28 protein-coding genes and 1 tRNA gene are annotated in these 26,726 nt (G+C 59.9%); 13 read left to right on the plus strand and 16 right to left on the minus strand.

Going from position 1 to position 26,726, the window contains the following annotated elements; genetic code table 11:
* Nucleotides 1-71 precede the first annotated feature (71 nt).
* From argS to ACR1XU_RS02020, 6 genes are all read left to right on the plus strand, one after another.
* Nucleotides 72-1,817, plus strand: coding sequence for an arginine--tRNA ligase (gene argS / locus ACR1XU_RS01995; RefSeq protein ID WP_480905277.1), 1,746 nt, complete (start codon nucleotides 72-74; stop codon nucleotides 1,815-1,817).
* 39 nt (nucleotides 1,818-1,856) lie between these two features.
* Nucleotides 1,857-2,969, plus strand: coding sequence for an SPOR domain-containing protein (locus ACR1XU_RS02000; protein ID WP_480905280.1), 1,113 nt, complete (start codon nucleotides 1,857-1,859; stop codon nucleotides 2,967-2,969).
* Complete coding sequence (nagZ, locus tag ACR1XU_RS02005; protein WP_480905283.1) at nucleotides 2,966-3,973, plus strand: beta-N-acetylhexosaminidase; 1,008 nt, start codon at nucleotides 2,966-2,968, stop codon at nucleotides 3,971-3,973. Before ACR1XU_RS02000 ends, nagZ begins: the two co-directional genes overlap by 4 nt.
* Entirely contained in the window at nucleotides 3,963-4,757 is a 795-nt protein-coding gene (locus ACR1XU_RS02010; RefSeq protein WP_480905286.1) for a segregation and condensation protein A, read from the plus strand. Before nagZ ends, ACR1XU_RS02010 begins: the two co-directional genes overlap by 11 nt.
* Nucleotides 4,750-5,406: an SMC-Scp complex subunit ScpB gene (gene scpB, locus ACR1XU_RS02015; protein WP_480905289.1), complete on the plus strand. Its 657-nt coding sequence runs from the start codon at nucleotides 4,750-4,752 to the stop codon at nucleotides 5,404-5,406. Before ACR1XU_RS02010 ends, scpB begins: the two co-directional genes overlap by 8 nt.
* 63 nt (nucleotides 5,407-5,469) lie before the next feature.
* The gene (locus ACR1XU_RS02020; RefSeq protein WP_170805542.1) at nucleotides 5,470-5,712 is read left to right on the plus strand and encodes a hypothetical protein; all 243 of its coding nucleotides are present in this window, start codon (nucleotides 5,470-5,472) and stop codon (nucleotides 5,710-5,712) included.
* A gap of 3 nt (nucleotides 5,713-5,715) precedes the next feature.
* Here the strand turns inward: ACR1XU_RS02020 and ACR1XU_RS02025 are convergent, their stop codons facing one another.
* From ACR1XU_RS02025 to ACR1XU_RS02060, 8 genes are all read right to left on the minus strand, one after another.
* Entirely contained in the window at nucleotides 5,716-6,795 is a 1,080-nt protein-coding gene (locus tag ACR1XU_RS02025; RefSeq protein WP_170805543.1) for a 2'-deoxycytidine 5'-triphosphate deaminase, read from the minus strand.
* Between the two features lie 61 nt (nucleotides 6,796-6,856).
* Nucleotides 6,857-6,933: transfer RNA gene (locus ACR1XU_RS02030), tRNA-Pro, on the minus strand.
* A gap of 61 nt (nucleotides 6,934-6,994) precedes the next feature.
* Nucleotides 6,995-7,618 (minus strand): MerR family transcriptional regulator, encoded by a 624-nt coding sequence (locus ACR1XU_RS02035; protein ID WP_480905292.1) that lies wholly within the window; start codon nucleotides 7,616-7,618, stop codon nucleotides 6,995-6,997.
* A gap of 18 nt (nucleotides 7,619-7,636) precedes the next feature.
* On the minus strand, nucleotides 7,637-7,939 hold the full coding sequence (gene ihfA / locus ACR1XU_RS02040) for an integration host factor subunit alpha (RefSeq protein ID WP_008755922.1): 303 nt from the start codon (nucleotides 7,937-7,939) through the stop codon (nucleotides 7,637-7,639).
* A gap of 96 nt (nucleotides 7,940-8,035) precedes the next feature.
* Nucleotides 8,036-9,007, minus strand: coding sequence for a beta-ketoacyl-ACP synthase III (locus tag ACR1XU_RS02045; protein WP_480713485.1), 972 nt, complete (start codon nucleotides 9,005-9,007; stop codon nucleotides 8,036-8,038).
* Nucleotides 9,008-9,029: 22 nt separating this feature from the next.
* A complete protein-coding gene (gene plsX, locus ACR1XU_RS02050) occupies nucleotides 9,030-10,118 on the minus strand; it encodes a phosphate acyltransferase PlsX (RefSeq protein ID WP_170610513.1) in 1,089 nt (362 codons plus the stop codon).
* A gap of 24 nt (nucleotides 10,119-10,142) precedes the next feature.
* Nucleotides 10,143-10,349: a 50S ribosomal protein L32 gene (gene rpmF, locus ACR1XU_RS02055; protein WP_008756996.1), complete on the minus strand. Its 207-nt coding sequence runs from the start codon at nucleotides 10,347-10,349 to the stop codon at nucleotides 10,143-10,145.
* 205 nt (nucleotides 10,350-10,554) lie between these two features.
* Nucleotides 10,555-11,091 (minus strand): YceD family protein, encoded by a 537-nt coding sequence (locus ACR1XU_RS02060; RefSeq protein WP_480905296.1) that lies wholly within the window; start codon nucleotides 11,089-11,091, stop codon nucleotides 10,555-10,557.
* A gap of 85 nt (nucleotides 11,092-11,176) precedes the next feature.
* Between ACR1XU_RS02060 and ACR1XU_RS02065 the strand changes: the two genes are divergently transcribed.
* From ACR1XU_RS02065 to ACR1XU_RS02075, 3 genes are all read left to right on the plus strand, one after another.
* Nucleotides 11,177-11,653: an outer membrane protein assembly factor BamE gene (locus ACR1XU_RS02065; RefSeq protein ID WP_170610518.1), complete on the plus strand. Its 477-nt coding sequence runs from the start codon at nucleotides 11,177-11,179 to the stop codon at nucleotides 11,651-11,653.
* A gap of 99 nt (nucleotides 11,654-11,752) precedes the next feature.
* Nucleotides 11,753-12,487: a GNAT family N-acetyltransferase gene (locus tag ACR1XU_RS02070; RefSeq protein ID WP_480905299.1), complete on the plus strand. Its 735-nt coding sequence runs from the start codon at nucleotides 11,753-11,755 to the stop codon at nucleotides 12,485-12,487.
* 68 nt (nucleotides 12,488-12,555) lie between these two features.
* Complete coding sequence (locus ACR1XU_RS02075; RefSeq protein ID WP_480905302.1) at nucleotides 12,556-14,364, plus strand: ABC-F family ATP-binding cassette domain-containing protein; 1,809 nt, start codon at nucleotides 12,556-12,558, stop codon at nucleotides 14,362-14,364.
* Between the two features lie 72 nt (nucleotides 14,365-14,436).
* On the opposite strand, the gene ACR1XU_RS02080 is transcribed toward ACR1XU_RS02075, so the two are convergent.
* From ACR1XU_RS02080 to ACR1XU_RS02100, 5 genes are all read right to left on the minus strand, one after another.
* Entirely contained in the window at nucleotides 14,437-15,192 is a 756-nt protein-coding gene (locus ACR1XU_RS02080) for a 3-hydroxyacyl-CoA dehydrogenase (protein WP_170610524.1), read from the minus strand.
* A 127-nt stretch (nucleotides 15,193-15,319) separates the two neighbouring features.
* A complete protein-coding gene (locus ACR1XU_RS02085; RefSeq protein ID WP_480522445.1) occupies nucleotides 15,320-15,853 on the minus strand; it encodes a DUF3299 domain-containing protein in 534 nt (177 codons plus the stop codon).
* Nucleotides 15,843-17,111 (minus strand): agmatinase family protein, encoded by a 1,269-nt coding sequence (locus tag ACR1XU_RS02090; protein WP_480905306.1) that lies wholly within the window; start codon nucleotides 17,109-17,111, stop codon nucleotides 15,843-15,845. The genes ACR1XU_RS02085 and ACR1XU_RS02090 overlap by 11 nt, the downstream gene beginning before the upstream one ends.
* Before the next feature lie 259 nt (nucleotides 17,112-17,370).
* On the minus strand, nucleotides 17,371-18,621 hold the full coding sequence (gene tyrS, locus ACR1XU_RS02095; RefSeq protein WP_170805550.1) for a tyrosine--tRNA ligase: 1,251 nt from the start codon (nucleotides 18,619-18,621) through the stop codon (nucleotides 17,371-17,373).
* Nucleotides 18,622-18,708: 87 nt separating this feature from the next.
* Complete coding sequence (locus ACR1XU_RS02100; protein WP_480811698.1) at nucleotides 18,709-20,001, minus strand: MFS transporter; 1,293 nt, start codon at nucleotides 19,999-20,001, stop codon at nucleotides 18,709-18,711.
* Nucleotides 20,002-20,242: 241 nt separating this feature from the next.
* Between ACR1XU_RS02100 and ACR1XU_RS02105 the strand changes: the two genes are divergently transcribed.
* On the plus strand, nucleotides 20,243-21,370 hold the full coding sequence (locus tag ACR1XU_RS02105) for an anhydro-N-acetylmuramic acid kinase (protein WP_480905308.1): 1,128 nt from the start codon (nucleotides 20,243-20,245) through the stop codon (nucleotides 21,368-21,370).
* A 65-nt stretch (nucleotides 21,371-21,435) separates the two neighbouring features.
* Here ACR1XU_RS02105 and ACR1XU_RS02110 read toward each other — a convergent pair whose 3' ends face one another.
* On the minus strand, nucleotides 21,436-22,326 hold the full coding sequence (locus ACR1XU_RS02110; protein WP_480905311.1) for a fatty acid desaturase: 891 nt from the start codon (nucleotides 22,324-22,326) through the stop codon (nucleotides 21,436-21,438).
* A gap of 4 nt (nucleotides 22,327-22,330) precedes the next feature.
* Nucleotides 22,331-22,750: a cupin domain-containing protein gene (locus ACR1XU_RS02115; protein WP_480905314.1), complete on the minus strand. Its 420-nt coding sequence runs from the start codon at nucleotides 22,748-22,750 to the stop codon at nucleotides 22,331-22,333.
* 85 nt (nucleotides 22,751-22,835) lie between these two features.
* Between ACR1XU_RS02115 and ACR1XU_RS02120 the strand changes: the two genes are divergently transcribed.
* Nucleotides 22,836-24,254 carry a protein adenylyltransferase SelO gene (locus ACR1XU_RS02120; protein WP_480905316.1) on the plus strand — a complete coding sequence of 473 codons (1,419 nt, stop codon included), beginning with the start codon at nucleotides 22,836-22,838 and terminating at the stop codon, nucleotides 24,252-24,254.
* Nucleotides 24,255-24,263: 9 nt separating this feature from the next.
* Here the strand turns inward: ACR1XU_RS02120 and ACR1XU_RS02125 are convergent, their stop codons facing one another.
* The gene (locus tag ACR1XU_RS02125) at nucleotides 24,264-25,229 is read right to left on the minus strand and encodes a cation efflux transmembrane domain-containing protein (RefSeq protein ID WP_480905319.1); all 966 of its coding nucleotides are present in this window, start codon (nucleotides 25,227-25,229) and stop codon (nucleotides 24,264-24,266) included.
* Between the two features lie 171 nt (nucleotides 25,230-25,400).
* On the opposite strand from ACR1XU_RS02125, the gene ACR1XU_RS02130 reads away from it, so the two are divergent.
* On the plus strand, nucleotides 25,401-26,105 hold the full coding sequence (locus tag ACR1XU_RS02130) for an endonuclease/exonuclease/phosphatase family protein (protein WP_170610549.1): 705 nt from the start codon (nucleotides 25,401-25,403) through the stop codon (nucleotides 26,103-26,105).
* A gap of 78 nt (nucleotides 26,106-26,183) precedes the next feature.
* A complete protein-coding gene (locus ACR1XU_RS02135; protein WP_170610551.1) occupies nucleotides 26,184-26,597 on the plus strand; it encodes a Fur family transcriptional regulator in 414 nt (137 codons plus the stop codon).
* The last annotated feature ends 129 nt before the right edge of the window (nucleotides 26,598-26,726 follow it).

Raw genomic sequence — 26,726 nt, forward strand, 5'->3', positions numbered from 1 at the left:
TAAACTGATCGCTTCCATTGACCTTGCCGCTTTGCGTGGTAAACCGCCGGGCAAGCAAAAGGACATCCGTAATGAACCTGTTTTCCGAGATCCGCGGCCTAGTATTGGACGCGCTGGCGCAGATGCAGTCCGAAGGCGCTTTGCCCGAAGGGCTGAGCTTTGACAACGTGGCCGTCGAGCCGCCGCGTGACGCCGCGCATGGCGACATGGCGACCAACGCGGCGATGGTGCTGGCGAAACCAGCAAAGATGAAGCCGCGCGACATTGCCGATGTTCTGGCCGGGAAACTGGCGGCGGATGACCGGATCACCAGTGCCGAGGTCGCCGGGCCGGGCTTTTTGAACCTGCGTCTGGCACCCGCTGTATGGCAGGGTGTTCTGGCTGCCGTGCTGGAAAAGGGCACAAACTATGGCCGTTCGACCATGGGTCACGGGCAGAAAGTGAACGTGGAATACGTGTCCGCAAACCCCACCGGTCCGCTGCACGTGGGCCATACGCGGGGGGCGGTATTCGGTGACGCTCTGGCAAGCCTGCTGGCCTACTCGGGCCACGATGTGACGCGTGAATATTACATCAACGACGGCGGCGCGCAGGTCGATGTGCTGGCGCGGTCTGCCTATGAACGCTATCGCGAAGCCAACGGACTGAGTCCCGAGATCGCCGAAGGGCTGTATCCCGGGGATTACCTGATCCCGATCGGTGAAGCGCTGAAAGAGAAATACGGCGACAGCCTGATCGACAAGCCGGAAAGCGAATGGCTGGAAGAGCTGCGCGACTTTGCCACCGATGCAATGATGGATCTGATCCGGGCCGATCTGAAGGCGCTGGGCGTCGAAATGGACGTGTTCTTCTCCGAAAAGTCGCTCTACGGCACGGGCCGGATCGAGGCGGCGCTGCAATCGCTGACCGACAAGGGCCTGATCTACGAAGGCGTGCTGGAACCACCCAAGGGCAAAAAGCCCGAGGATTGGGAACCGCGCGAGCAGACCCTGTTCAAGTCGACCGAGCATGGCGACGATGTCGACCGTCCGGTCAAGAAGTCGGACGGCAGTTGGACTTATTTCGCCCCGGACATCGCCTATCACTATGACAAGGTTAGCCGCGGCTTTGACGCGCTGATCGATGTGTTCGGCGCGGACCACGGTGGCTATGTCAAACGGATGAAGGCGGCTGTATCGGCGCTGTCCGATGGCAAGGTGCCGCTGGATATCAAGCTGACCCAGTTGGTGAAACTGTGGAAGAATGGCGAGCCGTTCAAGATGTCAAAACGGGCAGGGAACTTTGTCACTCTGCGCGATGTGGTCGATCAGGTTGGGCCAGACGTGACCCGCTTTGTGATGCTGACGCGCAAGAACGACGCGCCGTTGGATTTCGATTTCGACAAGGTGCTGGAACAGAGCCGCGAGAACCCCGTGTTCTACGTGCAATACGCCCATGCCCGCGTCATGAGCGTGCTGCGCCGCGCAGCCGAGGCGGGGATTGCCACAGATGACGCGACCCTTGCCGGGGCGGATTTGGGCAAGAACGACCATGCCTCTGAACTAACGGTCGCCAAAAAACTGGCCGAATGGCCGCGTCTGGTGGAAATCGCCGCGCGTACCAACGAGCCGCACCGGGTTGCATTCTACCTGTACGAGCTTGCGGGCGACTTCCACGCGCTGTGGAACAAAGGCAATGACGAAACCCAACTGCGCTTTATCCAGGATGGCGATGTTGCCACAAGCCAGTCGAAAATCGCTTTGGCCCGGGCCGTTTCTGTTGTGATTTCAGCGGGCTTGGGTATTCTTGGCGTCACTCCGGCGCAGGAGATGCGGTAACCAACACCGCCCGAACCGCCGGATCGAGGCAGACAAGAAATGACCCGCGCGCCACGTATTAAGGCGCATTCGGGCGGTGAGGCGGAAATGACGAGTTACGATTACTCGGGGCAGTCAGGCCCCGGGCACATGCATTACACGAATCAGGCGCATCCCGAAGATGGCTATGATTTTTCCGACGACATGCAGGACTATGATGCCCCGCAAAGTGCGGTTGGACTGGGCCGAATCGTCAATGTGCTTGGTGCGGTCGCCTCTCTGGCGCTGGTCGCCGGTGTCGCTGTCTGGGGTTACAAACTGATCATGCGCGATGTCAGCGGGGTCCCGGTGGTGCGCGCTGTCGAAGGACCGATGCGTATCCAGCCGGAAAACCCTGGTGGAACACCCGCCGATCACCAGGGGCTTGCCGTGAACGCAGTTGCCGCGCAAGGCTCGGCCGCCGCGCCGGCTGATCGCCTGATCCTTGCACCGCGTCCGGTTTTATTGGCGGACGAGGATGCTCCGATGGGCACCTTGAAGCCGACAAAGGCCGTACACCACATCGAAGAGCCGATCTCGGATCAGGAGGCCGCGCAGTTGCGGCAGGGCGCAGTTGACGCGCTGGTTGCCGAGCTGGCCCAGGAAGCTGCCAAACCCGGTCAGGTGGAGGAGGAAGGCGTGCAATTGGCCTCACTGTCCACGCTTGATGACGAGCCCGCCATTGATCCGGCCGATCTGGCTGCGCAATTGCCGGATCCAGAACTGGCGGTTCTGCCCGGCGTTCGCAGATCTCTGCGTCCGGTGGTGAGACCAGCGCGCGCGGTGCATCGCGGTGTGCCTGCGGACAGCCAGACCGAGGCCGCAATCAATGCCGCCGTCAAAGCGGCGGTCGGGCTGGATGTTGATCCGAATGCACTGCCGAAGGGCACCCGGATGGCCCAGTTGGGGGCCTATGAAAGCGTTGAAGTCGCGCAGGCAGAATGGGGCCGGATGAGCGGGAGATTTGATGAATATATGGATGGAAAGCAAAGAGTTATCCAGAAAACCTCAAGTGGCGGCCGGACATTCTATCGCCTGCGCGTTCTGGGGTTCGACGATCTAAGCGACTCGCGTCAGTTCTGCGCGGCGCTTCAGGCACAGGGGGCTGACTGCATCCCGGTTGCAGTACGTTGACATTTGGTGCCGCGATCACCGATGCCGAAGGCCTGCGTCTGACGCCTGATGAAAAGAACCTGTTCCGCCAGATGAACCCGTTCGGGTTTATTCTGTTTGCCCGCAACATCGACACCGCAGATCAGATCCGCGCCCTGTGCGATGATTTCCGCGAGGCGGTGGGCCGCAACTGCCCCATCACCATCGATCAGGAAGGCGGCCGGGTCCAGCGCTTGCGCTCGCCTTTGGCAAGAGAATGGATGTCCCCACTGGACCACGCCAGTCGTGCTGGCGATCAGGCCGAACGCGCCATGTACCTACGCTATCGTCTGATTGCGAATGAGCTGTTCGAGTTGGGGATCGACAGCAATTGCGCCCCGATGGTTGACCTGGCCCGTGACGAAACGCACCCGTTTCTGAAGAACCGCTGCTACGGCTCTGATCCTGCATCGGTTTCGAAAATTGGCAATGCCGTGGCGCAGGGGCATCTGGATGGTGGTGTCCTGCCGGTTGTCAAGCATATGCCGGGGCATGGTCTGTCGACATTGGACAGCCACCATGACCTGCCGCATGTGGATCTGGCTCAGGACGAATTGGCACAGGCCGATTTTGCCCCGTTTCGCGCCCTTAAAGACCTGCCAATGGGGATGACCGCGCATCTGGTCTACGACCGGATCGATCCGCAACCGGCAACGATTTCGCCGACGATGATTGCGTTGATCCGCGACAAGATCGGTTTTGATGGCCTGATCATGACCGACGATATCTCGATGAAAGCGCTCAGCGGCGAGCCACAGGACATTGCCGGTCAGGCGCTTGCCGCAGGGTGCGATGTGGTTCTGCACTGCAACGGGTCTCTCGAAGCCCGCGCCAGTGTGCTTGAAGCTGCCGGAGAGATGACCGGGCAGGCGCAAACCCGCGCTGAACGGGCGCTGGTGATGCGCAAAGCCCCTCGGGAACTTGACATCCCCGCGGCCGAGGCGGAACTATCTGCCCTAATGGGCGGGCAGGTGTATGAACGATAACCTTTTCAGCGAAGACCCGGTCTCGGTCGCGGACCGGCTGGCAGCCGAGGCGCTGATCGTTGACGTCGACGGGTTCGAAGGCCCGTTGGATGTCCTGCTGACCCTGTCACGGACGCAAAAGGTCGATCTTCGGAAAATCTCGGTTCTGGCGCTGGCGCAGCAATATCTAGCCTTCGTCGAAAAAGCCCGTGCGCTGCGGATCGAACTGGCTGCCGATTATCTGGTTATGGCCGCCTGGCTGGCGTTTCTGAAATCCCGACTGTTGTTGCCCCCCGACCCAGATGATGAAGGCCCCTCGGGCGAGGAGCTGGCCGCCCATCTGGCGTTCCAGCTGGAGCGTCTGCAAGCCATGCGCGACGCGGCCGCGCGTCTGATGGCGCGCGACCAGCTTGGGCGCGACTTTTTCAAACGCGGGCAGGGCGAGGATGTCACCCGCATCCGCACTGTGACGTACTCAGCGACGCTGCTGGACCTGATGCAGGGCTATGCGCGCATCCGGACCCGCGACGAGTTCCGCCCGTTTGTGATGGACCGCGACGCCGTGTTTACCATGGAGCAGGCGCTTGAACGGATGCGTCCCCTGATCGGGTTCGCGGGCACCTGGACAGATATGGAGACCTATTTGCCCGAGGGCTGGAATGCCGACCCGATGCGGCGGCGCTCGGCCACGGCGGCGACGTTCGCAGCCTCGCTGGAACTGGTGAAAGAAGGACATATGGAGATCAAGCAGACCGAAACCTTTGCTCCGATCCATTTGCGCAAGAGGACTGACACTCGTGACTGACGCCCCCGAAGACGAAGGCACCGGCACCCTGTTCGAAGCGCCGCCCCTGGCGGAACAGGAACGTATGGTCGAAGCCGTGCTTTTCGCCAGCGCCGAACCGGTGACCATCGCCGATCTTGAGGCGCGCATGCCTCATGGCAGCAACGCCGCGCAAGCTGTTGAATTGTTGCAGAAACGTTATGAGGGGCGGGGCGTGCGCGTGGTCCGGGTGGGCGAAGCCTGGGCGATCCGTACCGCCCCCGATCTGGGTTTTCTGATGCAGAAGGAAACGGTCGAGACCCGCAAACTCAGCCGTGCCGCGATTGAGACGCTGGCCATTGTCGCTTATCACCAACCCTGTACCCGCGCCGAGATCGAGGAAATTCGCGGCGTTTCGGTATCACGCGGAACCATCGACCAGTTGCTGGAAATGGAATGGATCAAGCTGGGCCGTCGCCGCATGACACCGGGTCGACCGGTGACATTTGTTGTGACACCGGAGTTTCTGGATCATTTCGGGCTTGAGAATGCCCGCGATCTGCCGGGCCTCAAGGAATTGCGCGCCGCCGGTCTGCTCGAGAACAGGCCCCCTCCGGGCACGATCCCGCTGGGTGAAGGGCGCGATGAAGATGCGGACGACGAGCAGACGGAGCTGTTCGAGGGCGAGTAGGCAGGACGCCCTTTTGTTGCCGCATGGATCGACTAGGTTAAGGGCAGAAAACGGAGTTGAGCAATGAATGCTAATCGGATCATCGACATGATTGTGCGTCAGGTCATGCGCCGGCTTGTCACGCGGGGCGTGGACATGAGCTTTGACATGGCCGACCGGATGACCCGCAAGCCCGGGCAGACAAATGATGCGCCCCGCGACCCGGAGGCCGAGCGTCACATGCAGGAAAGCGCCAATCGGCAGGCGCAGGGCATGAAACAGGCTCAGCGCATGACCCGGCAGATGCGCCGGTTCATGAAGTTCTGACCGTTAGCCGACTGCTTTGAAATGCTTGGACAGTTTCAACCCCTGTCCCTGATAGTTCGAGGCGATCCCAGCGCCGTATAGCTGCGTCGGCATCTCGGACATCTTTTCGTACACCAAACGCCCGACGACCTGTCCATGTTCCAGAACAAAGGGCGCTTCGTGGCAACGCACTTCAAGAACGCCGCGCGACCCTTCGCCACCGGCGGCAGCATGGCCGAAACCCGGATCGAAGAAGCCGGCATAGTGTACGCGAAACTCTCCGACCATCGCCAAGTATGGGGCCATTTCAGCGGCGTACATAGGTGGGATATGAACCGCCTCGCGACTGACGAGGATGTAGAATGCGCCCGGATCAAGGATGATGCAGCCATTTCGGGTCCGCACTTCTTCCCAGTAATCCTGCGGGTCATATTCACCGATGCGATCCAGATCGATCACGCCGGTATGGGGCTTGGCCCGATACCCAACCAGATCAGTGTCCGGCAACTGCAGATCGACCGAGAAACCCAGCCCGTCCTGAATCACCGCAGGGCCATCGACCAGCGGCGATTCAGCGTGCAGTGCAGTCAATTCCGCGTCGCTAAGCACGGCCTGACCTTGACGGAAGCGGATCTGGTTCAGGCGCATCCCCGGACGAACGAGAACCGAGAACGAGCGGGGGCAAATCTCCGCATAAAGCGGGCCGGAATACCCCTTCGGAACCCGGTCGAACTCCGTGCCTTCGTCGGTGATCGTTCGGGTCAGCAGGTCCAGCCGCCCGGTCGAGCTTTTGGCGTTGGCGACGGCGCTGGTGTCGGCAGGCAGGGCCAGCGACTCCATCAGTGGCACCAGATAGACGCATCCCTTTTCCAGAACGGCACCGTCGGTAATGTCGATCCGATGCATCTCGAACTCGGCCAGACGATCCGCGACAGTGCGTCCTTCACCCGCGAGGAACGAAGCGCGCACCCGGTAAGCCATTGTTCCAAGACGAAAATCCAGGCTGGCAGGTTGAATCTGCGCCGGCAGGACATCGGGGTTGGCGGTAATCTCACCGCGCGCAATCATCGCCTCGATCTGCTGGTTAGGGCATACGCCTGTCATTCCGATCCCCCCTGATGCCAGAGCGGGATCTGGCCTGTCTGCCATAAACGTCGGTGTGATTTGGTCGGGCTAGCAGGACTCGAACCTGCGACCTTCCGTCCCCCAGACGGACGCGCTACCAGGCTGCGCCATAGCCCGACGTTGAGGTGTTCATAAAGACTTTCCCGGCAGGGGCAAGAGGAAATCATCGCCTTTTTTCTTATCCCGCCGATCGGTTTTCTATTCTGTTCAACAGGGCGCGCAGTTCATTTGCGACGGGGGCGATTTGCTTCAGCAGGTCCTCGTCAAACTCGGTCCTGTTCCAGGCTTGCGATGCGATACCGCCCAGCAAAGGTGCCTCATCCAGATATTCTGGTTCGGCCTGCCTAGCGGCTTCCGAGCCGTTTGTTGCCGGGGCTTCCGCCGCTTCGGGCCGGGCCGAAACTTCCGGGGTAACGGAATCGCCGTCGCCCAGATCAAGATCAATCTGACCGGATGGCGGGACGGGGGGAGCGGTGAACGGAACGACGGTGCCGTCCTGAGTGACCACATCCGCCTCAGCCCCATCCTCGAGCGGCTGAGACAGCGAGGCCACATGCGCGACACCCTGTTCGCGCAGGATACGCTGAACACCTTTGATGGTGGTCCCATCTTCGTGCAGAAGCTTCTTGATACCACCCAGCAGCCGCATGTCATTGGGGCGGTAATACCTGCGGCCACCAGCACGTTTGACAGGTTTGACCTGCGTGAAGCGGCTTTCCCAGAACCGCAAAACATGAGCCTGAACGCCCAACCAATCCGCAACTTCACTGATGGTGCGAAACGCGTCGGGGGACTTGCTCATAATCGTGGCGTCCTGAACTTACTTGCGATTCCCTGCGGCGACGCGATCTTTCATCAGATGCGACGGACGGAAAGTCAGCACGCGGCGCGGCTGAATGGGAACCTCTTCACCGGTTTTGGGGTTGCGGCCGATACGGGCGGTTTTGTCGCGAACGCTGAATGTACCGAAAGATGAAATCTTCACCTGTTCGCCACGTACCAGTGCGTCGGACATGTGGTTCAGCACGCTTTCGACCAGCTGCGCGCTTTCATTGCGTGAAAGGCCAACTTCACGAAAGACGGCCTCGCTCAGATCCATTCGGGTCAGTGTTTTGTCGCCCATGCCATTTCCCCTGTTGATAACAAAGCATAGGGGTAGGGCAAATTCGCTGTCAATATCAATGAATTGCAAGCGGACATGTAAGCCGAATTGCGCCTGTTACCAGCGCAGGACTACAGCACCCCAGGCGAGACCCCCGCCAATCGCTTCGGTAACGATCAGGTCGCCGGGTTTGATTTGGCCACGCTTCTTGCCGACCGACAGGGCCAGGGGAATCGAGGCTGCAGATGTGTTTCCATGATCCTGAACTGTGACAACGACATTTTCCATGGGCAATCCCATCTTCTTGGCCGTGCCCTGAATGATGCGGATATTGGCCTGATGCGGGACGATCCAGTCCACGTCGGCACTGCCAAGGCCGACTCGCTCAAGCGCGGTGTTCGCTGTTCCGGCCAGCTTTTCGACGGCATGGCGGAACACCTGATTGCCTTGCATCCGCAAATGGCCGGTTGATTGGGTGGATACACCACCATCGACATAGAGCAGATCCTTGTATCGCCCGTCCGAGTTCAGGTCGGTCGCCAGAATTCCACGGTCCTGCGCCGTGCCTTCACCTTCCTGTGCCTCAAGTATCAGCGCACCGGCGCCATCTCCGAAGAGCACACAGGTCGACCGGTCGGTCCAGTCCATGATTCGCGAAAACGTCTCGGCGCCGATCACCATAACCCGCTTTGCCTGACCGGCCAGGATCAACGCGTTCGCATTGCCGAGCGCAAAAACAAACCCGGCGCAAACAGCCTGCACATCGAAAGCAAAACCACGGGTCATGCCCAGTCCGGCCTGCACCATTGTAGCTGCGGAAGGGAAAGTCAGATCGGCGGTCGAGGTCGCCAGAACAATAGCATCGATATCATCGGCGGTCAGACCGGCATCATCCAGCGCAGCAGTTGCTGCCTTGATGGCCAGATCGGATGTCGTCTCATCATCGGCGGCAAAGTGGCGGCGTTCGATACCAGAACGGGTTCGAATCCACTCATCCGTTGTATCCAGCGTTTTTTCGAATTCAGAGTTCGGGACCACGCGTTCCGGCAAATAATGCCCGATACCAACTACAACTGAACGGCCTGCCATTTTGTAGGTACTGCCTTTTTTGTTATTCTTCCGCCTGGGGCGGAGTATGCGCGGCATCTTGTGCAAGCTCGGCTGTGGATGCAACCCGTGCCGCCAATTTTTCAGCGAAACCCGACTCGGCCAGGGTAAACGCCAGTTTGACGGCCGCCGAGACACCCGTGGCATCCGCCCCGCCGTGAGATTTCACGACCGTCCCGTTCAGGCCCAGAAACACGCCGCCATTCACGCGACGAGGATCAATACGTTTCTTCAGACGTTGCAACGAGGTGATCGCAAGAACCGAGGCCAGCCGGGACAGGGGTGAATACTTGAACGCCTCGCGCAGCAGGTCGCCAATCAGGCTGGCTGTGCCTTCCCCGGTCTTGATGGCGACATTGCCGGTAAAGCCATCGGTTACAATGACATCCGCCTTGTCGCCGGGGATATCACTGCCTTCGACGAAACCCACAAACTCGAAATTCGCCTGCTCTGCGAATTCCGTGATCATGGTGTGGGCTTCTTTCAGTTCGGCGCGGCCTTTATGTTCTTCGGTCCCCACGTTTAGCAGGCCGATGCGGGGGCGACCAAGCGCCATGCCATTGCGCGCGTAGGATGCGCCCATCAGTGCATATTGCAGCAGATCCTTTGCGTCGGCGCGGACATCCGCCCCGACATCCAGCATCACGTTGAAACCCTGTGGGTTGCGCGAAGGCCACAGAATGGCGATGGCAGGGCGGTTCACGCCGGGCAATTTGCGCAGGCGCATCATCGACAACGCCATCAGCGCGCCGGTATTGCCGCAGGACACCGCGCCATGGGCATCGCCCTCGCGGACCGCTTCCAGCGTCGACCACATCGAGGTCTGCTTGCCGTTGCGCACCACTTGGCTGGGCTTGTCCTCCATCGTGACCACGTCCGGGCAATCACGAAAAACGACGCGCCCTTCAAGGACACGCCGTTTGGCAACCAGTCTGCGCAGCTCTTCTTCCGGCCCGTGCAGGATAAATCCGATGTCCGGGTTCTTACTTGCCGATTTGGCAATACCCGCGACAACGGCAGCGGGCCCTGCATCACCACCCATAGCATCAACCGAGATGATGATCCGGTCGTTTTGCGTGGGCTGATCCGTCATGCCTGGGCCTGCGTCCTGTCAGGCTTAGGCCGCGTCTTCGTCCAGATCGATTTCGTCGGCTTGTGCGACGACTTCGCGATCATCATAGTGGCCGCAGGATGCACAAACGTGGTGCGGGCGCTTCAGCTCACCGCAGTTCGGGCATTCGTTCGGGTTTGCAGCAACCAGAGCGTCGTGTGCGCGGCGGTTGTTGCGACGCGACTTGGAAACTTTGTTCTGTTGGACGGCCATGGTCTCAACCTTTGTCTACTATGGGCCGACAGATTCGCTGTGGCCGGGGTTTCATTCTTCGTTTTCTCGTGGTTTGACGCGCGTTTAGGGGACGAGCCCCGCAATGTCCAACCCAAATTCCGATGAGCGCGCGAAAATACTGCGATTCTCGTCATGTTCAAGCGATTTTTCTGAGCGCCTGCTATGACAGGAAATCGCCCTCGTGTCACTCGTCTTTTTTCATCGCATCGCGCAAACCGGCCAGTCCGGCGAACGGCTTGACGTCCTTATCCGTCATCGCCTGTTTGCCCGGCTCGGTATAGTCAGCTTGCCCCAGTTCCGCGCCGTCCTTGCGCGGGTATTGGGGCAGGGCCAGCGACAGCGCCTCGATCATGATCGCTTGCGGATCGATTTCGGTGCCCAGCGGTTCGGTTTCGTCCCCTTCGGGAATTTCGAACTCTTCTTCGTCCGGGTCGCTCCAGTCGGCCAGAAATACTCGTGTGACCGGGAGATCGATCCGGGTTGTCACCGGATCCAGCGAGACGACACAGGGCTGAACGACCGTCGCGCCGAGTTTGCCGCTGACCACCCAGTCTCGCTTTCCCTGCGCGCGCACGTCTCCCTTGAAGCTGAGTTTGCGCAGCCCCAGCAGCCCAAGTTCGTCCTTGATTGCCGCCAAAGATTGGGTGCCAGGGCGCAAATCAAACGGCGTCGGCGTGTTTTGCGGCAGGTCGGCCACCCGCAGAGATGTATGGTTGCTCACTTCATGGCCCTTTCCTGTGTTGAACCGAGGCACCGGTTTCTGTAATCGGATAGAAGCCGCAAGAGGCCAAGGCAAGAGGGTGTAGATGTTGAAGATCGTGAACAGGTTCAATCCGGCGTCAAAGACGCTTGTCTTTGCTGCGTGCCTGGCAACCCTGGGTGCCTGTACGGCGACCTACAAAAACCACGGCTATATTCCACCGGCCGAAGAGCTGGCAGAAATCAAAGTTGGCGTAGACACCCGCGACAGCGTGGCCGAAGCGGTCGGCGCGCCCACCTCGACCGGTGTAGTTCGGGATTCGGGGTATTACTATGTGGCGTCGCGTGTCCGGTTTTACGGCCCCAAGAAGCCCGAAGTGGTATCGCGAGAGTTGCTGGCCATCAGTTTCGACCAGCGGGGTGTTGTGCGAAACATTGAACGTTTTGGCCTGGAGGATGGAATCGTAGTGCCGCTGGAGCGCCGCGTCACCGAATCCAACATCGAGGACCAGGGTCTTATTCGCCAGCTGATCGGTAACATCGGCAACTTCAACCCGGCCAACATCCCGGGGGCAACAAACTAAAGTTCCGCCAAAACTTGCGATGGTCACACGACAGTCACACATTGCATGGTATCGATACGGCAAGTCGAATTCGGGTCAGCAACCGCGGAGGATGCGACCATGGCACTTTTGCTCGGTAAGGGGCGGTATCGCGCCCGTCTTGCGCAGTCACCGCAGGACGTTGCGGCGGCGCAGCGACTGCGGACACTGGCTTTTGAAACGGGGCAGGCCGATCAGGACGATTTCGATCCGGTCTGCGCGCATATACTGGTTGAAGACGTGCGAAACTGCGGGCAATTGGTTTGCTGCTTCCGCATGCTGACAATGAAAAGCGGCGCTGAAATTGGGCGCAGCTATTCCTCGCAATTCTATGACCTTTCGGCGCTTGAAGGTTTCAGCGGGCGGATGGTTGAGATGGGGCGGTTCTGCATACATCCCGACTATTTCGATCACGACATACTGCGCGTCGCGTGGGGGGCCATGACCACCTATGTGGACGAGAACGAGGTCCGGATGCTGTTTGGCTGTTCCTCTTTCGCAGGCACCGAGACGGCCGAGTACCTGGACGCATTCGCCATGCTCAAACATCGCCATCTGGCGCCGAAGCGCTGGTTGCCCCGGGTCAAGGCACCGGATGTTTTCCGCTTTGCAGCGCGCCTGCGGCGCAGGCCGGATGTGAAAAAGGCGATGCTGCGAATGCCGCCTCTGTTGCGGACTTATCTGATGATGGGGGGCTGGGTCAGCGATCATGCGGTGGTGGATTGGCGCATGAACACGTTGCACGTGTTTACCGGGCTTGAGATCGGAGCGATACCCCCGGGCCGCAAACGTTTGCTGCGAACCGTGGCCGGGTGATTTGAGTATTTTGGAAAAGGTGAAGCGGGGGCGTTGACGCGTCCCGTCAGCCGGTTTAGCTGGCGGGCATGGCGAGAATTCCTTTGTTGCAGATGTCCAGTATTTCCCTGACGTTCGGGGGTGATCCGGTGTTTTCCGGGCTTGATCTTGTGGTCCAGCCCGGTGATCGGGTGGCCCTTGTCGGGCGCAACGGATCAGGCAAATCCACATTGATGAAAGTGATGGCGGGTCTGGTCGAGCCTGATCACGGCGAAATCGTTGTGCCGCCCGGAAAATCGGTTGGGTACATGGAGCAGGACCCGACGATGGAAGGGTTCGCAACGCTGGGCGATTACGCGTCCAGCGGATTGGAGCCGGGCGAACTCTACAAGGTGGAACGCGCCGGTGAGGGGTTGAAGTTCGATCCGTCACGCGCGGTTGAGACCGCCTCGGGCGGCGAGCGGCGGCGGGCGGCGCTGGCCAAGCTGATGGCCGAGGCCCCGGATCTTATGTTGCTGGACGAGCCGACCAACCATCTGGATATCGAAGCGATTGGGTGGCTTGAACGCGAGCTGGGGTCAGCGCGGGCGGCTTTTGTCCTGATCTCGCATGACCGTGCCTTTTTGCGCGCACTGACGCGGGCGACTTTGTGGATTGATCGCGGGTCGGTGCGGCGTCAGGAACAGGGGTTTGACGCGTTCGAAGCGTGGCGGGACAAGGTCTGGGAGGAGGAAGACCAGCAACGCCACAAGCTGAACCGTCTGATCAAGTCCGAGGCGAAATGGGCGGTTGAGGGCATCAGCGCCAGACGCAAGCGCAACCAGGGTCGTGTGCGTGCCTTGCAGGCGCTGCGGGCGGAGAAAGCAGCGCAGATCAAACGTCAGGGCGCTGCCGCCATGTCATTGGAATCCGGCCCGAAATCCGGCCGAAAAGTGATTGTGGCCGAGAGGCTGGCCAAGAGCTTTGGGGATACGCAGATCGTGCGAAATTTCGATCTGCTGGTTCAGCGCGGTGACCGTGTGGCCTTTGTCGGGCCCAATGGTGTGGGCAAGACGACGCTGTTGAAGATGCTTCTGGGACAAGAGGCGCCGGATGAGGGCGCGGTCAACCTGGGGACCAATCTGGAGATCGCGGTTTTCGATCAGACACGGGCGCAGCTTGATCCCGAAATGACCTTGTGGGACAGCCTGACCGGTGATCCGGACATGCGGGTGTCGGGCAAGGCTGATCAGGTTATGGTCGGCGGCCAGCCCAAGCATGTGGTTGGCTATCTCAAGGAATTTCTGTTCGACGAGCGGCAGGCTAGAGCAGCCGTTAAGTCTTTGTCTGGTGGGGAAAAAGCACGATTGCTGTTGGCGAAGCTGATGGCAAAATCATCGAATCTGCTGGTGCTGGACGAACCGACCAACGATCTGGATGTCGAGACGCTGGACCTGTTGCAGGAACTGCTGGACGACTATGATGGCACGGTTTTGCTGGTCAGCCATGACCGGGACTTTCTTGATCGCGTGGCCACCACTACCATCGCGATGGAGGGTAATGGGCGCGCCACGGTCTATGCTGGCGGCTGGTCGGATTGCATCGCGCAACGCGGCGACGTGATCGATAAGAAAGAAGAAAAATCAAAACCTTCAAAGGCAAAGGTCAAGCAGGAAACGAAGCCGAAATCGGGACTGTCCTTCTCGGAAAAGCACCGGTTGGAAAAGCTTCCGGCCGAGATCACGCGCCTTGAGGCTGAGATTGCCAAGCTGGAAGACCTGATGTCCGACCCGGAGCTGTTTACCCGAGAACCGGTCAAGTTTCAGAAAGCCACTGATGCGCTGGTCGAGCGGCAGGAGAAACTGTCCGCGGCCGAGGAAGAATGGCTGATGCTGGAAGAAAAGGCCGAAGGCACTTAGTGCTGTTTTGTACGTCCCGGCATCCCGGGTGTGTTTGATTTGTACCAAATTCCTGCGGCCGTATTCGGTGCATCAGCGCATGCGCAGCGCGCCGTCGATGCGGATGACTTCGCCGTTCAGGTAACCCATCTCGACGATGAATCCAGCCAGACGCCCGTATTCACGCGGATCACCCAGACGGGGCGGGTTGGGCACGTCGGCGGCAAGCTGCTGCTGCACCTCTTCCGGCAACCCGGCCAGCATCGGGGTCATGAAGATACCGGGCGCGATGGTCATGACGCGTATGCCGGTCGAGGCCAGATCACGGGCCATGGGCAGGGTCATGCCCACCACGCCACCTTTGGAGGCAGCATAGGCGGCCTGACCTTTCTGTCCGTCGAAAGCCGCGATCGACGCCGTGTTGATGATCACCCCGCGTGCGCCGTCGGGTTCGGGTTCGTTCCGCGCCATCTCGGTTGCGGCGAGACGTGACACGTTGAAGGTGCCGACCAGATTGATGTCGATGGTTCGCTGGAACGCGTCTAGCGGGTGGGGGCCATCCTTGCCGACCGTCTTGATGCCATAAGCGATACCGGCGCAGTTCACGGCGGCCGTGATCTTGCCCATCTTGTCCGTGGCCAATGCGATGGCAGCAGAGACCGAGGCCTCGTCAGTCACGTCCGTATTCGCGAAGTGCCCATTGATATCCTTTGCCACCTGCGTTCCCCGATCAGCGTCCCGGTCCAGAATCGTGACCTGAGCACCGTTTTCCGCAAAATGGCGGGCAGTGGCTTCGCCCAATCCGGATGCGCCGCCGGTGACGATCGCGGCTGTGGTGGACAATTGCATGGCGGGCTCCTCTGCGGTGATTTGAACGTATGTTCATTTAATGGGAAGAGGCTATGCCTGTCCAGTCGTGTGTGCAGGAAGGTCCGTTTCCGTCTCAATTGGGTAGTTTATCGCCTGACGGGTGGTTTCACTCGGCGGCTGAGACGTCAGGAATGGTTGCTGTAACAACGTCCGAAGCTTTGATCTTGTAGACTGAAGGCGCGAGTTCGCTCTGAGACTGTCGGATGAAGATTTCACCTGTAACCCAAACCGGATCCGCAGATATGTCGACGCCTTCCGGATACTCAACAGAAATTACCTGATCAGGAAGTGGTGCGGTTGGATGCCGGCACGTCTGAGACAACAGAGGCACTAACAGGAAGTCTTTCACGTCCTTGAATTCAAACTCAACGGGATGAGCGTACCCGGCAATGAGAACAAGATCGCCTTCCAGGTCAGAGTTCCCCGGCACGCATTCGGCAATCTGCATCGATAGCATACGATCGCTTAAGTCTCTGGGCAGGCAACTTGGGTTTGACAGGTATTCATCCAAAAACTGAGCGCACTCGACAAGGCGGCCTTCGCGAAGATCTGACCACGAAATCTTCTGCGGCTCGGACTGTGCTGCCAAACCGGTCAGAGAAACAAAGAAGACTGAACAGACAAGAAGTCTAATTGTCATTCTGACCGTGTGAAACAGTGAGCGGGCTTTTGTAATCCGGTTCGGTCAGACCCTGTTTACGCATCGCAATGCCGGTCAGGCATTCCCTGATCGTTCGATTGGCATTCAAAGCCGAAACGTAGGTTGGGTCCATCAACGGAGCCAGTTCGACAATTTCGAACCCAATCACATTCGACTCGGCGCAGAGACGACGAATTATCGGAAAGATCTCGCGCGGCATCAGGCCGCCAGGTTCGGGCGTTCCCGTGCCGGGGACAAATGCCGGGTCAAAAGTGTCGATGTCGAAAGAGATATAGATAAACTCCGGCCCGTCATTTGCTTCCGCAATGACGTCTTCCATAACCGCGTCCCAGCCGCGATGTTCGATCTCGGCCATGGTATGATAGCGGAATTGGTTGGTGCGCATCCACTCAAACGCTTTTTCATCCGGGTAGTATCCGCGCAATGCGACTTGAATGAAGTTTTTGCCCTCGACCAAGTCTTCTTCGATCAACCGGTAAATTGGCATACCGTGATTGATCAGGTGCCCAAAGCTGTATTTCCCGGCATCGTAATGTGCGTCGAAATGAACAACGCCGACGTTACCCTTGCCGTAAACGTCCGTCATGGCTGCTACGTTCGGATACATCAGTGAATGATCGCCACCTACGACAAAAGGTATCACATGGCTGCCGTCGGCGTGTTGTACCGCCGCTGCCTGACCAACAAACGAGCGAACCGCGTGAATTGTGCGCTCGGTGCTCATCATGTCGTTCGGGGCGTTGCCGTAGTCGACGACTGTCATGTCCTGAAGTGGGTCCACCATGACGTGCATATGTGGTTGCCGCGCCCCGTAGCCGAGGTAGATTGATGAGTTGCGCACGGCGTTTGGCCCGCGTGAGGCACCGCGCGCGCCGCTGCCCATGTCAGTAAATGCACCCATGATCGCCACGTCGACTTCAGCCGCTGCAAGATCGCCGGGCGTGAAGGCCAAGGGTTGGTGCAAAAACGTTGGAAGCTGCGCATAGCCTTGACCAAAGAAACGTTGAGGGTCGACAAGTCCGGGCTCTCGTCCTTCCCGCTCTCCTTCAAAACTCGGCAGGGGGGTGCGCCATGCATTGTAGGTTGGGTCCTCGGTGTCCAGAGGGATAACGGGTTGTTCCCCTTCGCGGATCGGTGACTGGCTGCCTTCGAACTCATGGCCATAAAGCTGAGCGTTCGCGGCACCAGCAAAGGCAACGCACAAAATAGCGAGCGTGAATTGGAGACTTTGAAACACCGGAGGCTCCTCCCTTGGTTTTGGCTGAACCGAAACTATCGCCGAAACTGCGGATTTTCGCAAATTCTGGCTCGGGCGTGTCCTTTGCACTGGGATTTAAGGCCTTTTGTCAGCATGTTTTTCCTCCTGCAAATCCAGAGTTTCTTTTCCAGACTTGCGACCTTGTCCACTTAGCTGGCGCTCCGCCCATGGTTAAGCTTGGCGGTCAAACGAAAACGGCCACCGGTCAGGTGGCCGCTTCGAAGAATTGTATTTGTGTTCAGCCCAGCTGAACCAGCGCGTGACGCTTTTTCCCCGCGCTCAGCTTGATCGGCGAAGACAGCGCGCCTGCGTCGATCATCAGGCCCGCATCCGTCAACGGCGCGTCGTCCAGTTTGGCGCCGTTTTCGGCGATCAGGCGTTTGGCTTCCTTGCCCGATTTTGCCAGGCCGGATTTCACGATGATCTGCACGATGGACATGCCGTCGCCCAGTTCATCCACGCTGAGGGTCAGGGTGGGCAGATCACCTCCGACACCGCCTTTTTCGAACACCTCGCGGGCGGTGGCTTCTGCCGTCGCGGCGGCGTCGGCCCCGTGCAGCAGGGTGGTGACTTCGTTGGCGAGACGGATTTTGGCCTCGTTGATCTCGGACCCGGCCAGCGCGCCCATGCGGTCGCAGTCCTCGACAGGGAGTTCCGTGAAGATTTTAAGGAAGCGGCCCACATCTGCGTCGGTGGTGTTGCGCCAGAACTGCCAGAATTCGTACGCGCTCAGCATGTCGCCGTTCAGCCAGACCGCGCCGCCCTGCGACTTGCCCATCTTGCGGCCATCGCTGGTCGTCAGCAGCGGCGTGGTCAGGCCGTAGATCTCCTGATCCAGAACCCGGCGGGTCAGGTCGATGCCGTTGACGATGTTACCCCACTGGTCCGAGCCGCCCATCTGCAGAACGCAGCCATAGCGGCGGTTCAGCTCGAGGAAGTCATAGGCCTGCAGGATCATGTAGTTGAATTCGAGGAAGCTCAGTGATTGTTCACGATCCAGCCGTGATTTCACGGATTCAAAGCTCAGCATCCGGTTGACCGAGAAATGCCGCCCGATATCGCGCAGGAAATCGAGGTAGTTCAGGCTGTCCAGCCATTCGGCATTGTTCAGCATCAGCGCGCCGGTTTCGCTGTCGTCATAGGACAGGTATTTGGCGAAAACCTGCTTCATGCCCGCGATATTGGCGTCGATCTGTTCGGGGCCCAGCAGAGGGCGCTCGTCCGAGCGGAACGAGGGGTCGCCCACCTTGGTCGTGCCGCCACCCATCAGGGTAATCGGCTTGTGGCCGGTCTTTTGCAGCCAGCGCAGAACCATGATGTTCATCAAATGACCCACGTGCAGCGACTGCGCTGTGGCGTCATATCCGATATAGGCAGTTTGCACCCCGCTGATCAGCGCGTCGTCAAGGCCCTGATAATCGGTGCAGTCGGCGAGAAAGCCGCGCTCGATCATCGTGGCGATGAAATCCGATTTGGGGTGGTAGTTCATATCGTGCCCTCGGGGTTGATGTTGCGGGGCACTGTATAGGCGGCGGGATAGGTAAGGGAAAGGCACCTTTTTCGCTGAGATCGATGCCTAGGGGTCTTTCGGTTCAGGTGACTGGTCGACCGGTGGCAGGCTGAACGCGTATATCATTGCGATCAGGTTCAGCACCGCCAGCACGAAAATGGGCGTGACCGGGTCATGCAGATGGGCCACGGCGCCAAGAATGGCGGCGAACACGATGCCGACCAATCCGGCAATCACGTCCCCCAGCGCGACAAGGTAGGGACGTTCCTTTTCCTCGGTCAACTCGATCAGATAGAGGTAGCGACCGTAGATCACGCCATTACCTCCGACGGACAGCAGCAGGATCACCAGCGCGTAGAGCCAGACGTTCTGCGCGTAGCCCAGCATCGTGAACGCCAGTGCCAGAATGGCGGATATCATCGAAATCAGGCACCCCAGCCACATGACCGGCTTGACCGATATGCGCCCGCTGAGCCAGCCCCAGACGACCGAGCCGATCACGACGCCTGCGCTGGCGGCCATGACGAAGTAGCTGAGCGAGTGTTTGGTGCCCACATGGTAGGTCGCCGCGTGGATGGTGTAGAACGGCATGGCCAGTTCCACCGAGATGAAGATCATACGGGCGGTCAGAAATTTGCGGTACCAGCCCAGGGCCATGCCGGTTTTGAAGCCGGTGGCAAGCTCGGCGAGGGGTTTGGGCTTTTGTGCCGGTGCGGGTTTGGCAGCGTGTTCTTCCTCAAGCAGGCGGACTCCGGCAAAGCTGATACCGGCGGCAAACATCGCGACAACACCGCACCACATGACGACGATATGGCGTTGCAGGGGTTCTTCTGAGGCCAGAAGATCCTTGGTGATCCAGACGATCACAATGGCCAGAACGCCCGAGATCGTGGCCTGGGCAAAGACCATCCGGTTACGCTTGGCCTTGGGAACCGACACGCCGTAGATCTGGCTGGTGCCAAGGCTGGTGATCCCCTGACACAGGCCCATGATGATCGCGGTGATCAGGAACAATGCGACCACCATGATCTGTGGCAGGTTGGTGGCAAACAACGCCACGACGGCCAGGATGGCCCCGGTCAGGATGTTTGGGATATAGACCGCCACTTTCGCGCGCGTCACGCGGTTGATGAAGGGCGAGACGAAGATTTCTGCAATCAGCCTTGCGCCGGTGACAAACGGCAGCAGCAGCCCTGCAACGAAGGTGGGGGCTCCAAGTGCAAGATAGAGAAATGGCAGAACCAGCCGGGGGTTGACCAGTTGCCCGCCGATCGTCGCCAGCGCGCCTGACCAGAAAATCAGCTGGTAGTTGCGGGCCTCAATCGGATTGGTGCCCTCGGGTGTGTCCGGTCGCTGCATCAGGTAATGACTCGGGTGTTCTGGATTCCATATGGTTGTAACTTGCCATACTCCGTCACTTTTTCGCAAATCCCGCCACAGTCAGATCGCGGTACCGGGTTGGATATAGATTTGAGGCAACGATTCCGGTTGCCTTGTGATCGGCGAATTCCATGCGACTTGCTTTGTGCGGCTATACATGGGCAGGTTGAGCCAGACGCCGGGATTTCAGGCGCAGAATGAAGTTGCAGGAGAGACAAGCGTGGGGCAGGCCATCAAAAAAAACGGGTCCGTCAGAGCTTTGGGCGCCATGTCCGGAACTTCCCTGGACGGGGTGGATGCCGCCGTAGTGGTAACGGACGGGCGCGAGATTCTCGGGTTTGGGGAAAGCCTGTACCGCGCCTATTCGGATGAGGAACGCACGCTGTTGCGCAGGGCGCTGGGACGCTGGCACGGCCCCGAGGTCGACGCAGCGGAGGAGTTGGTGACCCGCGCCCATGCCGAGCTTCTGTCAGAGTTCGAAGAGGTGGACGTTATCGGGTTTCACGGACAGACCCTGGCCCATGCGCCGAAAACACAAGGGACGTTGCAGGTTGGCGATGGCGTTGGCCTGTCGCAGGCGCTGGGCTTGCCGGTGGTCTGGGATTTCCGCAGCGACGACGTGGCGATGGGGGGCGAGGGGGCGCCGCTGGCACCGTTCTTTCACTTTGCCTGCGCCAAATGGATTGGCGCGACCCGGCCACTGTGTTTCCTGAACCTTGGCGGGGTTGGAAACCTGACCTATGTGGATCCGGCCTGTGCCGGGCCAGAGACGCCGGGTGCCTTGCTGGCTTTTGACACGGGTCCGGCCAACGCGCCGGTTGACGATCTGATGCAGGCGCGCTTGGGTCTGCCAATGGATCGGGACGGGGCCGTGGCGCGGGGCGGTACGGTAGAGACCGGCGCGCTTGAGCTGTTTCTGGCCGAGCCGTTCTTTGCCCGTATGCCGCCGAAATCACTGGATCGCAACGATTTTGCGGAGATGATTGAACTGGTCAGAGAGCTCGGCGATGCGGATGCGGTCGCAACCCTGACCGGAATGTGCGCGGCCGGTGTGGCGCAAGGGATGGAACATTTTCCAAAACCGCCCGAACGGGTGCTGGTTACGGGCGGCGGACGGCGCAATCCGGTGCTGATGAAGATGCTGAGTGTGTCACTGGACTGTCCGGTCGAACCGGTCGAGGCCGTTGGATTGGATGGCGACATGCTGGAGGCGCAGGCGTTTGCCTATCTCGCGGTGCGCGTCGCGCGGGGGCTGCCGACCTCGTGCCCGGGAACAACCGGGGTCAAGGCGTTGGTGGGGGGCGGGATTGTATCCTCGCCGTCCCGTGGGGTCGCGGTTGGCGGGTAAGGGGCGCTGCCCCTCGGCCTTGCGGCCTCACCCCGGGATATTTGGGGCCAGATGAAGAACGGATCCTAACGGCTAAGGCTTTGGGCGTAGTCCGAGGTGAATTCGGCATAGCCGTTTGACGTGGATTTCAGATGCGCCTGTGTCCAGCGGTGCAGTTCGGGCAGCTGATGAAACGGGACGTTCGGAAACGCGTGGTGTTCCGCGTGGTAGGGCATGTTCCAAGCGAGAAAGCGGATCAGCCTGTTGGTGAAGGTGGTGCGTGAGTTTTCCAGCATGTTGGCGACGGGCGGGCAGAGGCCGTGTTCGGCCAACAGGTAGAGACGCAGGAACGGCTGGCCGATCAGAACCGGAAGGATCCACAGCCAGAAGAGGGTTGGGGAAAACAACAGGCTGAGGGCCGCGAGGGTGTAGAGGGACAGGAGGCAGCGCGCCTCGGCCCGGATTGCGCGGTGCTGGCGGGCGGGCAGGTAGGGGGCGTCGATCCTGCCGCGGGCGTTGCGGAACATCACCCGTGCCATGCCGGACCAGTAGGGCCAGCCGCTGAGGTAGACCGCAAGGCTGCGCCAGTTGTCCGGGCGGGGCTTGCCGTCGAGCTCGGGGTCATTCTGCGGGTGATTGGTCCATTTGTGGTGGGCCAGGTGGAAAAAGCGAAACCATGTGAAGGGCAGCGCGATGGGAACCGAGACCACGTGGCCGACCGCGTCGTTGAGCCATCCGGTCCGGAACGGGGTTTTGTGGGTGCATTCGTGGCTGAGCGTGAACAGGAAGACCAGAAGAATGCCCTGCGGTAAGAGCAGAACGGGCCAGAACGGGATTTGTGCAGCGATGCCGGCACTGGTTGCAGCCAGAATCCCAAGATAGATCAGAAGATGTTTCAACCCGAAGATGTCCGAGCGTCTTTGCAGACGGTCCTTTGTGTCTGCCGGGATGGAAGAGACGAGCGCGCGGTGATCCATGGGGTCAGCTGCGCGGGATGTCGAAGCCGGGTTCGGCCAGTTCGAAGCCTTCGAACTGAAACCCCGGCGAGACCGTGCAACTGACCAATGTATAGGCGCCGGTGCTGCGGGCGGATTGCCAGTGGTTTTCCGGCACGATCAGTTGCGGCTCACCCTCAGACAGATCGGGGGTGAGCAGGTGATCGGTGGCCGGGCCGTGGCTGGTTGCGCTCAGCGAAAGGACCAACGGCGCGCCGGCGTGGTAAAGCCAGATTTCCGTGGCATCGACACGGTGCCAGTGGCTGCTTTCGTCTTGCTGCAGAAGGAAATAGATGCAGGTTCCAGTGGCGCGGCCTGAATTGCTGGCGCGCCAGGTTTCCCGGAACCAGCCGCCTTCAGGGTGGCGCTGCATTTGCAGGTGATTGATGATCTCTTGTGCGGTCATTTGATCCTCGGATGTTCGGGGCAATTATGCACGGGATGGCGTGATCCGCTATGGCAATCGCAGGCACAGGCCATATGTTTGGCGCATGACCCTGACGATCCCCTTTGACAATTCCTACGCCCGGCTGCCGGATTCGTTTTTTGCGCGGCAGGCGCCGGTTCCCGTTCGTGCGCCGCAGATGATCGCGTTCAATGCTGATCTGGCCAAGGTTCTGCGAATTTCCGCGGGTGATGTGCAGGAGATGGCCGAGGCCTTTGCAGGAAACACCGTGCCCGCAGGGGCCGAACCGTTGGCGCAGCTTTATGCCGGGCATCAGTTCGGGCACTACAATCCGCAACTGGGCGATGGCCGCGCCGTGCTTTTGGGTGAGACGGTCGGCACGGATGGGGTGCGCCGGGACATTCAGTTGAAAGGGTCCGGACCGACCCCGTTTTCGCGGCAAGGGGATGGACGCGCTTGGCTGGGGCCGGTGCTGCGCGAATACGTGGTGTCCGAAGCCATGCACGCGCTGGGCATCCCGACGACCCGGGCGCTGGCGGCAGTGGAAACAGGTGAGGTCGTTCTGCGGGAAGGCCCGTTGCCCGGCGCGGTTTTGACCCGCGTCGCGCAAAGCCATCTGCGGGTCGGCACGTTTCAGGTCTTTGCCGCGCGCGGGCAGTTGGACAGTTTGAAACGACTGACGGACTATGCGATTGCGCGCCATTATCCCGACGCAGAGGGTCCGATGGGCCTGCTGCGTGCGGTTGTCGACGCGCAGGCGCAATTGATTGCGGGTTGGATGAGTGTGGGGTTTATTCACGGGGTGATGAACACCGACAATTGCTCGGTTGCCGGAGAGACCATCGATTACGGGCCGTGTGCCTTCATGGACAGCTATCATCCGAACACGGTCTACAGCTCGATTGACCGGATGGGGCGTTATGCCTATTCCAACCAACCCGAGATTGCCGTCTGGAATGTGGCGCAATTGGCCACATCGCTGATCCAACAGATGGAGGACAAGGAAGCCGCCGTCGAGGAGGCAACGGAGATCGTGCACGCCATGCCCGAGCTGCTGCACGTGAACTGGTTGCGCCGGTTCCGGGCCAAGATCGGTCTTGCAGCGGCAGAGGATGGGGATCTTGAAATGATTTCCGACCTGCTGACGCGGATGGCCCAGAACGGTGCCGATTTCACAAATACCTTCCGCGCGCTGGGCAGCGATGCGGCACGGGACCAGTTCACCGAGCGCGAGGCGTTTGACGCCTGGGCCGAAGGATGGAGCGCACGTCTGGTACGCGAGGCAGACCCGCAAAGCGTTATGGCAATGGCCAATCCGGCTTTCATCCCGCGCAATCACCGTGTCGAACAGATGATTCAGTCCGCCGTGAAAGGGGACTACGCGCCGTTTCACCGTCTGAACAAGGTGCTGGCGAACCCATACGTTGATCAGCCCGATGTGGCCGGCTTGATGCGGCCCCCGACCGAAAGTGAAGTGGTCCGGGCGACCTTCTGTGGCACGTGAGCTCAGAGGCTAGGGTTTCGCCCGATACGGGTTGATCGTGTCCGGCCAGCGCCGCTGGTACTGGGTGACCAAAAGCAGCACATCCGATTCAGGCAGCGCGGTTCGTGAATCGCTGATCATGCGCAGGTTCAGGGTGTCGATTTCGTCTGCAGTGACGGGGCGGCCCGGATCATAGTAGACCGTCACCAGAAAGCTGCGCCCCTGTTTTGTCACAGACATGTCCCGCAAGGTTCCGCCGTCTTCGGCGATGGCTTCGCGCAGGGCCCGGCGCGCGGTCGCCAGGTGTTCGGGGTTTGCGGTGACATTCGCCAGCTCTCCCAAACCACCCCGAAACTCGCGAAAATAGGTACCGACAGCCAGCAGACAGAGCACCAGAACGATGATCGAGTCCCCGATCGGAGCGATGGGCGCAAGGGGGCCATCGCGGAATAGGTAGATGGCGCCCAGACCCAGTCCGGCGGCGGCGGTGATCATGCCATCGAAAAGCGAAGCGCGGGCCTCCAGACGCAGGATCGAACTGTTCTTTCCGGTCTTGCGCCAGGTGAAGTGATGAAAGGCCCAGAGGAAAAGACAGGTGGCCCCGATCGTCGCGAAATAAACGAACATCGGCGCGAAATTCAGCGGCTCGGGATCAATGCCGCTGAGATAGCTGTAGATGTTCTTGATTGCGTTTGTGATGGCGAACAGGACAAGCCCCAGCAGCGACAGGGCGCGGAAGGTGGAGAAGATGGCCTCGTCCGCCGCATATCCGAAGGGGCGCAGCTTGTCGGGTCCTGCGCCGACGCGCTGGCTGATCCGGCGGCCCAGAACGGCAGAGCCGAAACCGATCAATGAAAACAGGCCATCCATCATGATGGCATTGGAGTTTGACAGGATACCGGCCAGAATACCGGCGCCAGCCATGAACAGGTTGCCCCACATGGCCACAAGCAGCGACCGACCTTCGAGGCGTTTCTTCTTGTCTGTGTCCGGCATTGCCATCCCGTTTTACCCCGAATTAACATCAATCCGCTGCACAAATAGTCAATAGCGTGCATTTCGCCAATGATTTGAACTGCGCGGATATTGCACCGAAAAACAAGCATTCCGGGGTTGCACACGGGAACGGGCGACGCAATCTTAGAGGTCTACGACAACCGGAAGCCCATGACCCGTTCGCCGACCCTTCGACTTGCCAGTTACAACATTCAGAAATGCGTCGGGCTGGACCTTCGGCGTCAGCCGCAGCGTATCCTTCAGGTTCTGGAGGGAATGAAAGCGGATATCGTAGTGTTGCAGGAGGCCGACAAACGTCTGCCGCCGCGGCCTGCGGCCTTGCCGCATTTCATGCTGGACGAAGCTGGCTGGAACATTGTCGATCTGGGCGGCGCGGGCAGCCTGGGCTGGCACGGCAACGCGGTAATCTGGCGGGGTGACGCCATACAGGTGCGCAGCGCATCCCATCACGAGTTGCCTGGGCTGGAGCCGCGCGGGGCCGTTCAGGTGGAATTCGACACTCAGATCGGTCCGCTTCGGGTTATGGGGATGCATCTGGGCCTGCTGCCCGCATCCCGCCGCCAGCAGCTGACGCAACTCAGGCGCAGTGATGCGGGGCAGAACAGTATGCCGACTGTCTGGGCGGGGGATTTCAACGAATGGTCGCGTCAGCCCGTGCTGGATCACCTGGTTCCGGGCATGCGGTTTCTGCCTCCGGTCGCAAGCTTTCCGGCGGCGCAACCCCTGGGCGCGCTGGACCGAATCGCGCTGGGCGGCGGCCTTGAGGCAATGCTGCACGGTGTACATAACGCGCGGCCGGCGCATATTGCGTCGGATCATCTGCCGGTCTGGGCTGACCTGCGGTCAGCAGTCTAGGGCGCGCTGGAAAATCACCTGTGGCGCGCGCCGTGCAGACGTATTAAGACAGAAACCCGAACACTTCTGGGGGTCATCATGCCGGATACGATCATCACCCGATGCGAAGCCAAAGGGCTGCGCATGACGGGGCAGCGCCGCACAATTGCCCAGGTGCTGGAGGAAAGCGAAGACCATCCGGATGTCGAAGAACTGTACACGCGCGCCTCGGCCGTTGATTCCGGCATTTCCATTGCAACAGTCTACCGGACCGTCAAATTGTTCGAAGAGGCGGGAATACTGGAGCGGCTGGAATTCGGCGACGGACGCGCGCGGTATGAGGACGCCGAGCGCGATCACCACGATCATCTGATCGACATGCAGTCGGGCGAGGTGATCGAGTTCGTTGATCCCGAGATCGAGGCACTGCAGGAAAAGATTGCCGCTAAGCTAGGCTACAAGCTGAAAGGGCACCGGCTGGAACTGTATGGTGTGCCGCTGGAACAGGACTGACCTATCACGAAAAGCGATTGGTCGCTTCAAATCAATTCATTAAACCTGTCGTAATCCGGCTTGCGACGTCGCGAATGTTCCGGTTTTGGTGAGTCACAGGCTCAGATTTTTTCAGCCCACCCAAACGGA

This window comes from Ruegeria sp. D1(2025) (assembly GCF_056536425.1).